The organism is uncultured Bifidobacterium sp. (assembly GCF_963540075.1).
Lineage (GTDB): Bacteria > Actinomycetota > Actinomycetes > Actinomycetales > Bifidobacteriaceae > Bifidobacterium.
Genome location: NZ_CAUTOG010000016.1, coordinates 24,501 through 31,667, shown reverse-complemented (window position 1 = coordinate 31,667; position 7,167 = coordinate 24,501). Strand labels below are relative to the sequence as shown.

7 protein-coding genes are annotated in these 7,167 nt (G+C 66.1%); 3 read left to right on the top strand and 4 right to left on the bottom strand.

Annotation, left to right across the window (positions count from 1 at the left end; all coding sequences use genetic code 11):
- The first annotated feature begins 301 nt into the window (after positions 1-301).
- Positions 302-643, top strand: coding sequence for a sterol carrier family protein (locus RWX87_RS03380; protein WP_399552289.1), 342 nt, complete (start codon positions 302-304; stop codon positions 641-643).
- A gap of 89 nt (positions 644-732) precedes the next feature.
- Here the strand turns inward: RWX87_RS03380 and RWX87_RS03375 are convergent, their stop codons facing one another.
- The 4 genes from RWX87_RS03375 to RWX87_RS03360 all read right to left on the bottom strand — a co-directional run bounded on the left by RWX87_RS03375 (position 733) and on the right by RWX87_RS03360 (position 4,058).
- Entirely contained in the window at positions 733-1,551 is an 819-nt protein-coding gene (locus RWX87_RS03375) for an amino acid ABC transporter permease (protein WP_314686933.1), read from the bottom strand.
- The gene (locus RWX87_RS03370) at positions 1,542-2,225 is read right to left on the bottom strand and encodes an ABC transporter permease subunit (protein WP_314686931.1); all 684 of its coding nucleotides are present in this window, start codon (positions 2,223-2,225) and stop codon (positions 1,542-1,544) included. The genes RWX87_RS03375 and RWX87_RS03370 overlap by 10 nt, the downstream gene beginning before the upstream one ends.
- A 10-nt stretch (positions 2,226-2,235) precedes the next feature.
- Positions 2,236-3,204, bottom strand: coding sequence for a glutamate ABC transporter substrate-binding protein (locus RWX87_RS03365; RefSeq protein WP_314686930.1), 969 nt, complete (start codon positions 3,202-3,204; stop codon positions 2,236-2,238).
- Between the two features lie 440 nt (positions 3,205-3,644).
- Positions 3,645-4,058, bottom strand: a complete 414-nt coding sequence (locus RWX87_RS03360) for a DUF3073 domain-containing protein (RefSeq protein WP_314686929.1) — start codon at positions 4,056-4,058, stop codon at positions 3,645-3,647.
- A 146-nt stretch (positions 4,059-4,204) separates the two neighbouring features.
- Here RWX87_RS03360 and trpS point away from each other — a divergent pair, with 146 nt between their 5' ends.
- Together trpS and RWX87_RS03350 are read left to right on the top strand one after the other, a co-directional pair.
- Positions 4,205-5,296 carry a tryptophan--tRNA ligase gene (trpS, locus tag RWX87_RS03355; protein WP_314686927.1) on the top strand — a complete coding sequence of 364 codons (1,092 nt, stop codon included), beginning with the start codon at positions 4,205-4,207 and terminating at the stop codon, positions 5,294-5,296.
- A gap of 141 nt (positions 5,297-5,437) precedes the next feature.
- Entirely contained in the window at positions 5,438-7,087 is a 1,650-nt protein-coding gene (locus tag RWX87_RS03350) for an amidohydrolase (RefSeq protein WP_314686925.1), read from the top strand.
- The last annotated feature ends 80 nt before the right edge of the window (positions 7,088-7,167 follow it).

Sequence of the window (7,167 nt, the reverse complement as noted above, 5' to 3'; positions counted from 1 at the left end):
TTCGCGGGTACGAGGAAGCCCTGCATACGTTCTCACAGAGAGATTACAACATCCCCGGCATTTCCGAGGTGCTGACGGCACCGCCCGCCATGTTCGGGGAGATCTCTCCGTCCCATGCGGGAACCCCATCGCCAGAACCTCGGATGGGGTCCCGATGAATCACGTCGTCGGGACGAGGAAGAATCCCGATATGGCGGTCATCAGGGACAGGGACATTCCCCGCGGGCGTGAGGCCTTCGCGACGTGGCGTGAGCACAGGACTTCGGAGGTCTGCGCAACCGGCGTGGATGAGACGGGGAGAATGTCGTCCGGCACGCGAACGGCGGGGACGCACGACGCCCGACGGACGCCCTCCAGGCAGGACGTCGCCATGGCGGTGCGCTACACCCTGCATCTGCTCGAGGAACGGGCTCCGGGAGGAGCGGTCGAGGTCCGCGTCCCGCCGTGGGGAGCCGTGAAGATCCTCGCCGGACCGCAGTCCGATCCGCACAATCTCACCCCGCCCGACGTCATCGAGCTGGATCCGGAGACGTGGCTTCGCCTTGCCGCGGGACTGAGCGTCTGGGATGACGAACGCGTGAGCGGTCGCATAACGGCCGTAGGGGAACGCGACGACCTCGGCGGCCTGCTTCCGCTCGTCTGACGGCCCGGACGAAGTCCGGCTCCGCGGACGGGGGGCACCAGGCGGGGGATCACCGCACGCCGCCCCCATGGGAGGGGCGGACGCAGAGGTCAGACCAGGATCCTGCCGCCGCCCCTCGCCGCGAGCCGACGCGCGGACCAGGAGATCGCGTAGTCGAGGACCACGTAGATGAGGGCGGTGACGAGATACACGGGCAGGAGACTGTTGTAGTTGGCGATGACGACCTTCGTGTTCTGCATCATCTCCGGGTACGTCACGACGTACCCGAAGGTCGTGTCCTTGACCACCACGACGAGCTGGGTGACCATCGTGGGCACCACGATGCGGAACATCTGCGGAAGGATCACGTAGCGGTAGGACTGCCACCGCCCCAGCCCGAGCGATTCGGCGGCCTCCCCCTGCCCGCGCGGAACGGCCATGACACCCGCCCTGTACACCTCGGCGAGAACGGCCGAGGCGTACATGGTCACGGGGATGACGACCATCCAGTACGTGCTCAGATGGATGCCGAACTGCGAGGGGACGAGGAAGAAGAAGTAGATGAAAAGCAGCGTGGGCGTCCCCCGCAGGAACTCGATGACGGCCGTGGCCAGCCATCTCAGGGGCGCGAAGGAGGCCAGTCGGCCGAACATGAGCACGAGTCCGCCCACGAGGGCGATGGCTCCCGCCCCGGCCGCGGCGCGCAGGGTCCCGATGAAGCCCTGACCAAGGAAGACCCAGACGTTGGCCTGCGAGAACAGGCTCCAGTACCGCTCGTCGAACTGTCCGTTGTCGTACAGGCGAATGACGACAAGAGCGGCGATCGTCGCAAGCGCAACCGCGGAGACGGCGGTCCCGACGATGATGCGACGCCTGGCCCTGGGACCGGGGATCCCGAACAGCGCGCGTTCGGTCGCACTCAGTGCCATGCCGACACCCGCCTTTCGATCTGCCGCCCCACGGCGGCTATGAGCAGACCGGTGCCGACATAGAACAGCGCGGCCACGAGGAAGGTCGGGACGCCCAGGGCCTCGGTGGTGTTGATCTGCGAGACGAGCCCCGTGAGCTCCGTATGCGCCAACGGAACCAGCGCACCGGTCGAGGAGCTGATGATCACCGATATGAACAAAGTCACCATGGGCTGGACCACGTTGCGCAGCGCCTGGGGAAGCACCACCGAGCCCACGATGCCCGCGAAGGAGAACCCCAGGGATCGCGCGGCCTCGATCTGCCCCGGGTCGATGGCGTTGATGCCCGTGCGGAGATTGTCGCAGGCGAAGGCCGACGAGACGAGAACCAAGGTGAGGATGACGCACGGCTCGTAGTCGATGACGATTCCCACCTCGGGAAGCGCGAACACGACGAAGATGAGCAGGCAGAGCACCGGCACGTTACGGAAAAGCTCAACATACCCCGATACCGCCGCACGAAGCGGCGGTATCGGCGATATGCGCAGGACCGTCAGCGCCACGCCGAGAAGAAGCCCGCCAAGAAACGACAGGACGCCGATTCTGAGCGCCACTGCGTAGCTGGCCAGATACTCGCCTCCATAGCGACCAAGCAGATAGGTCAGGTCGCCCCATGTCGACCGCCCCGTGGTCATCGGAGCGGACTCACTCGTCCAGGCTCGGCGGTGTGGGAACCGTCGTCACGCCGGTTCTGTCGCCGATGGTGAGCGCCCACAGCTTCGCCCACGTCCCGTCGGCCTCGATCTTCTTGAGCCAGGCGTTCACGAAGGCGACGGCATCCGACCCCTTGGGAAGACCGATGCCATAGGGATCCTCGGTCCCGAAGCCGCTGCCGACGGACTTGTAGGCGGAGGGATCCTTGGCGACGTCCCCGAGGACGAGGGACTGATCGACGACGTAGGCGTCGATCCTGCCCTGACTGATGGCCTGGAGAATCTCCGCGTCCGTCTGGAACTCCTGGACGGTCGCCTTCGGCGCGTACTTCTTCACGATCTGCGGACCCGTGGACCCCGCCTGCACGCCGACCTTCTTGCCGGCGAGATCCTTGACGGACGCGATGTCGGTCGTCGTGGACTTGACGAGTATCCCCTGCCGCGAGACGTAGTAGGGCCCCGCAAAATCGACCTTCTGCTTGCGCTCCGACGTGATGGAATAGGTGGCGAAGACCGCCTCCACCGTACCGTTCTGCAGCACGGCCTCACGGGTCGAGGAATCCACGACGTTGAGCTGGATCTTGGCGTCACCCAGGATGTAGCGGGCAAGCAGCTGGGACAGGCCGGCGTCGAATCCGCGGACCTTATTGTCGTCGGTGCTCTGCAGCGAGAACAGCGTGGACGTCTTGGTGCCTCCCACGGCGAGCACCCCCGCCTTCTTCACCGTCGACGCCCACTCGTTGCCGGAGACGGTGGATGCATCGGCGACGGCGCCTGACGCGATGAGCTTGTCGTACGCGGCCGTATCCAAGGCCTTGCCGGTGGCAGAGGAAGAAGCCGACGCGGATGAGGATGACGTGCCCTGTGAGCCGCAGCCGGACAGAAGCAGGCTGAACGCGGCCACGGCGGCAAGGGCCGAAACGGTGAACCGGCGTGTTCTTCGTGCGTGTGAAACGGTCATTGTTCTCTCTTCCCTCTGTCTTCTTTCTTTTCTCGAGTTCTTTTTCTCGAGGCCCCGGAACCTCCACGGCTCTGCGACCGCCGCCCGGAGCATGCCCTCCACCGCCCCCGCCGAATCATGTTCGGGCGTTCAGGGAGGTGACGCCAGTATAGATGCGCGACCGTGCCCGGGCGGCGTCCGCCGCCCGGCACGCTATCGTCTTTCCCTATAGGCGGATCAGGAACCGCATTGTCACGCCCTTCCGCAAGGAAGCTGCGGCGACCGGCGAAATCCGCGGACACGGCCGAGACGGGACCCGGACCGACCACCATCGATGATCGTCGGGCAGGCATGCCGGCAAGGAGCGATGACGGATTACCGATACCTGGCGATATGAGTATCCAGAGGATAAGCGCCGCCAAGCGTCTTCGAGCGCTTCGGCGTGCGCCGAAGAGAGGAAATCACGCAGCGGAACGGTGAGGGGAGGGCTTCCTGAGCATGCTGGGAACGGGCATCGGAATGCGTTGGCGTGCCCTTAAGGCGGGGGGCTGGGCAGCGGATGCGGAGGAGGAGCCCTTCGATCCCACGTCCGGCGTCTCATCGCCCGTCGCCTTGGCCGCGGCCTGGGCCGCCCATCGGGCGTAGTCATCGAGCTCGTCGGCCTCCACGGGGGCGTCCGGTTCCCGGGAGGTGGCTGCGAGTGATCCCACGGAACCATGTCCATCTGCGACGTCTGCAGCGGAATCCGGAGATTCCGTGCCCGGCTCCTGGGAGCTGAGCTCCTTGGCAAGCTCGTCGTAATCCGTGTCGGTTGTCAGGTACTTCAGCTTACGGGCTATTTTCTGCTGTTTAGCTTTCTGACGTCCGCGGCCCATCTGACCCCCTGCGTATCACCATGTATCAATGCATCACACACGAGAGTACCACCTGAGCATCGTCCGGGGTTGTCTTCTCGGACTTTTACGATAAGGGCGAATCGGCATGATTTCACACTTCCGGACATAGGCGTAAGGACGATGCGATGGCAGACGAGCAGCAGGTGACCGCAGTGGGCAACGAGATCGGCGCGAGCTTTCTGGCGGCCAAAAGGCTGTCGGACGAGACGCTGGCACGGCTGAACGCGAATCCGGGGGCCTTCACCATGCTCACCGGCGACCGTCCGACGGGCCGCCTGCACCTTGGGCACTACTTCGGGTCGCTTCGAGAGCGCGTCGCCATGCAGAACCGCGGCGTCAATACGAGCATCATCATCGCCGACTACCAGGTCATCACCGACCGGGACACGACCGAACACATCAGGGACAACGTCCTCAACCTCGTGCTTGACTATCTGGCCGCGGGAATCGACCCGACGAAGACCATGATCTTCACGCATTCCGCGGTCCCTGCGGAGAACCAGCTCATGCTGCCGTTCCTGTCCCTCGTCACCGAGGCCGAGCTGCATCGCAACCCCACCGTCAAGTCCGAGATGGAGGCCTCCGGACACGCCCTGACAGGTCTGCTGCTCACCTACCCGGTCCACCAGGCCTGCGACATCCTCTTCTGCAAGGCGAACGTCGTTCCGATCGGCAAGGACAATCTCCCGCATGTGGAGATCACGCGCACCATCGCCCGTCGCTTCAACGAACGCTACGCCGCCGCGCGGCCCGTGTTCCCCGAGCCCGCGGCCATCCTGTCCGACGCCCCGGAGATCCCCGGACTCGACGGACGGAAGATGAGCAAGTCCTACGGCAACTCCATCATGCTCGGGGCCACCGCCGAGGAGACGGCGAAGCTCATCCGCAAAAGCCCCACCGACTCCGAGCGCCGCATCACCTTCGACCCCGTCGGCCGTCCCCAGGTCTCGGCCCTGCTCACCACGGCCGGCCTGGTCACGGGCCGCGATCCGAAGGACATCGCCGAGGAGATCGGCGACGCCGGAGCCGGCGCCCTGAAGAAATACGTCATCGAGAACGTCAACGAGTTCCTGGCGCCCCATCGCGAGCGCCGCGCCGAGCTTGCCAAGGACATGGACTCGATCCGCGACATTCTCAGAGACGGCAACGGCCGGGCCAACGCCACCGCCGAGCGCACCCTCGACGAAGTACGCGGCGCGATGGGCATGAAGTACTGAGCCTCACGGTTCACGAACCGGCTGATCTCTCTCAGCGACCACAGACGAATCGGCTGCGGTCGTCGAACCGGCGTCTCGACCGTCCATGAAGCATTGCGAAACCATCGAGACGACGACATGACGGCGTGCGAGAATCGACGCATGCCATGTCTCCGCGACCCTTCCGATTCCGCATCAACCTCCTTGCCCCCGGACGGGGATGGACATGCTCTGAGGCTGAAGGGCGTCAGACTGCTCGGCTCCGATGCGGACGCGGACGTCGACATCGTCGATGGGACCATCGCCGCCATCACCATGGGCGGCTCGGCTCGAACCCCCGGATCCGCTGCGTCGGCGGACGGGCCGACCCGTCCGAGCAGAACCGCATCGCGGAGAACCCGGGCGACCCCCGGCGAGGTCGAGGCCATCGACGCCGACGGGCTGTGGGCGATTCCCGGCCTGTGGGACTGCCACACGCATTTCACCCAATGGGCGCAGACCTTCGGCAGGCTCGACCTGCTGCGGGCCCGGTCGGCCGACGAGGCCATGGGCATGCTTCGGAAGCATATCGCCGGGCTCAGCTCCCGCGCCGGAGGCCTGGATCCCCGCAGAATCGTCGTGGGCATGCGATTCCGTCACTCCCTGTGGACGGATGACCAGCAGCCGAGCCTTTCCGCCATCGACGACGCGTCCGGAGGACAACCTGTGGCGCTGTCGAGCGCGGATATGCACTGCGGGTGGGTCAATTCGGCGGCGGCGAGTCTGCTGAACGTGCATGTCGGTTCCTCCGGTCTGGTGGGCGAGCTCGAATGGTTCGACGCGTACCATCGGCTCGATTCCTTCCCCGGCGCCGCCGACGAGGAGCTCAGCCTGGTCCGTCGAGCCGAAGCCGACGCGGCATCCAAGGGGGTCGTCGGCATCCGCGACTACGAGATGGCCGAACCCATCGCGTCCTGGATCGGGCGGTTCTCGGCGGGCGCCGACGTTCTGCGGGTGGAGGCCGGCGTCTATCCCGAACGCCTTCAGGCGGCGATCGACGCGGGCTGGCATACCGGCGACAAGCTTCCCGGCAGCCGCGGACTGGGCCACGTCGGAGCGATGAAGCTTATCGCCGATGGTTCGCTGAACACGCGTTCGGCATACTGCTACGCCCCCTATTCCGGCATCGAGACGCCCACCTGCGGCGTCCTGAGCTACACGCCGGCGCAGATCGAGGACTACTTCCGACTGGCGACCGACAACGGCTTCGCCATCGCCTGCCATGCCATCGGAGACCGTGCGAACGCCATCGTGCTCGACGCCGTCGAACGCACGCGGGCGCACGGCTCAATCGAACACGCGCAGCTGCTGCGCGGGCGTGACATCCCGCGCTTCGCCCGTCTGGAGCTGGACGTCAGTGTGCAGCCCCAGCACGCCATGGACGACCGCGACGTCATCTCTCGCTTCTGGGCGACGCAGACGTCCCTCCCCTACCCCTTCCGCTCCCTGCACGACGCGGGCGCACGGCTGCGCTTCGGCTCGGACGCCCCCGTGGCGCCTCTGGATCCCTGGCTGGCGATGTCCGCGGCTGTTTTCGAAACCGACAGCTCAGACCGCCGCCCCTTCCAGGCCGGCCAGCGTCTGGACGCCCCCACGGCCCTGAGGGCGTCGACCGCGACGGGGCGCGACGCCCCCCAGGTCGGCGACCCGGCGGATCTGGTGCTGATGGACTCGAATCCCTACGACGCCTGCTCGCCCGAGGAGATGAGGGGTCTTGCCTCGACGATCAGGGCGACGATGCTTGCCGGGCGGTGGACCTACCACAGGAGCTAGGGGAGCACATCAGCCGGGGCTGGATTCAAGCCAACCGACACGCGCCGCCGCCTCCGCCAGCCGGGCGCGCGGGACGCAGG

Bases quoted from the DNA above. Each gene is read 5' to 3' on its own strand.
- RWX87_RS03350 (WP_314686925.1), top strand. From the start codon at position 5,438: ATGCCATGTCTCCGCGACCCTTCCGATTCCGCATCAACCTCCTTGCCC.
- RWX87_RS03375 (WP_314686933.1), bottom strand. From the start codon at position 1,551: ATGGCACTGAGTGCGACCGAACGCGCGCTGTTCGGGATCCCCGGTCCC.
- RWX87_RS03370 (WP_314686931.1), bottom strand. From the start codon at position 2,225: ATGACCACGGGGCGGTCGACATGGGGCGACCTGACCTATCTGCTTGGT.
- RWX87_RS03360 (WP_314686929.1), bottom strand. From the start codon at position 4,058: ATGGGCCGCGGACGTCAGAAAGCTAAACAGCAGAAAATAGCCCGTAAG.
- trpS (WP_314686927.1), top strand. From the start codon at position 4,205: ATGGCAGACGAGCAGCAGGTGACCGCAGTGGGCAACGAGATCGGCGCG.
- RWX87_RS03365 (WP_314686930.1), bottom strand. From the start codon at position 3,204: ATGACCGTTTCACACGCACGAAGAACACGCCGGTTCACCGTTTCGGCC.
- RWX87_RS03380 (WP_399552289.1), top strand. From the start codon at position 302: ATGTCGTCCGGCACGCGAACGGCGGGGACGCACGACGCCCGACGGACG.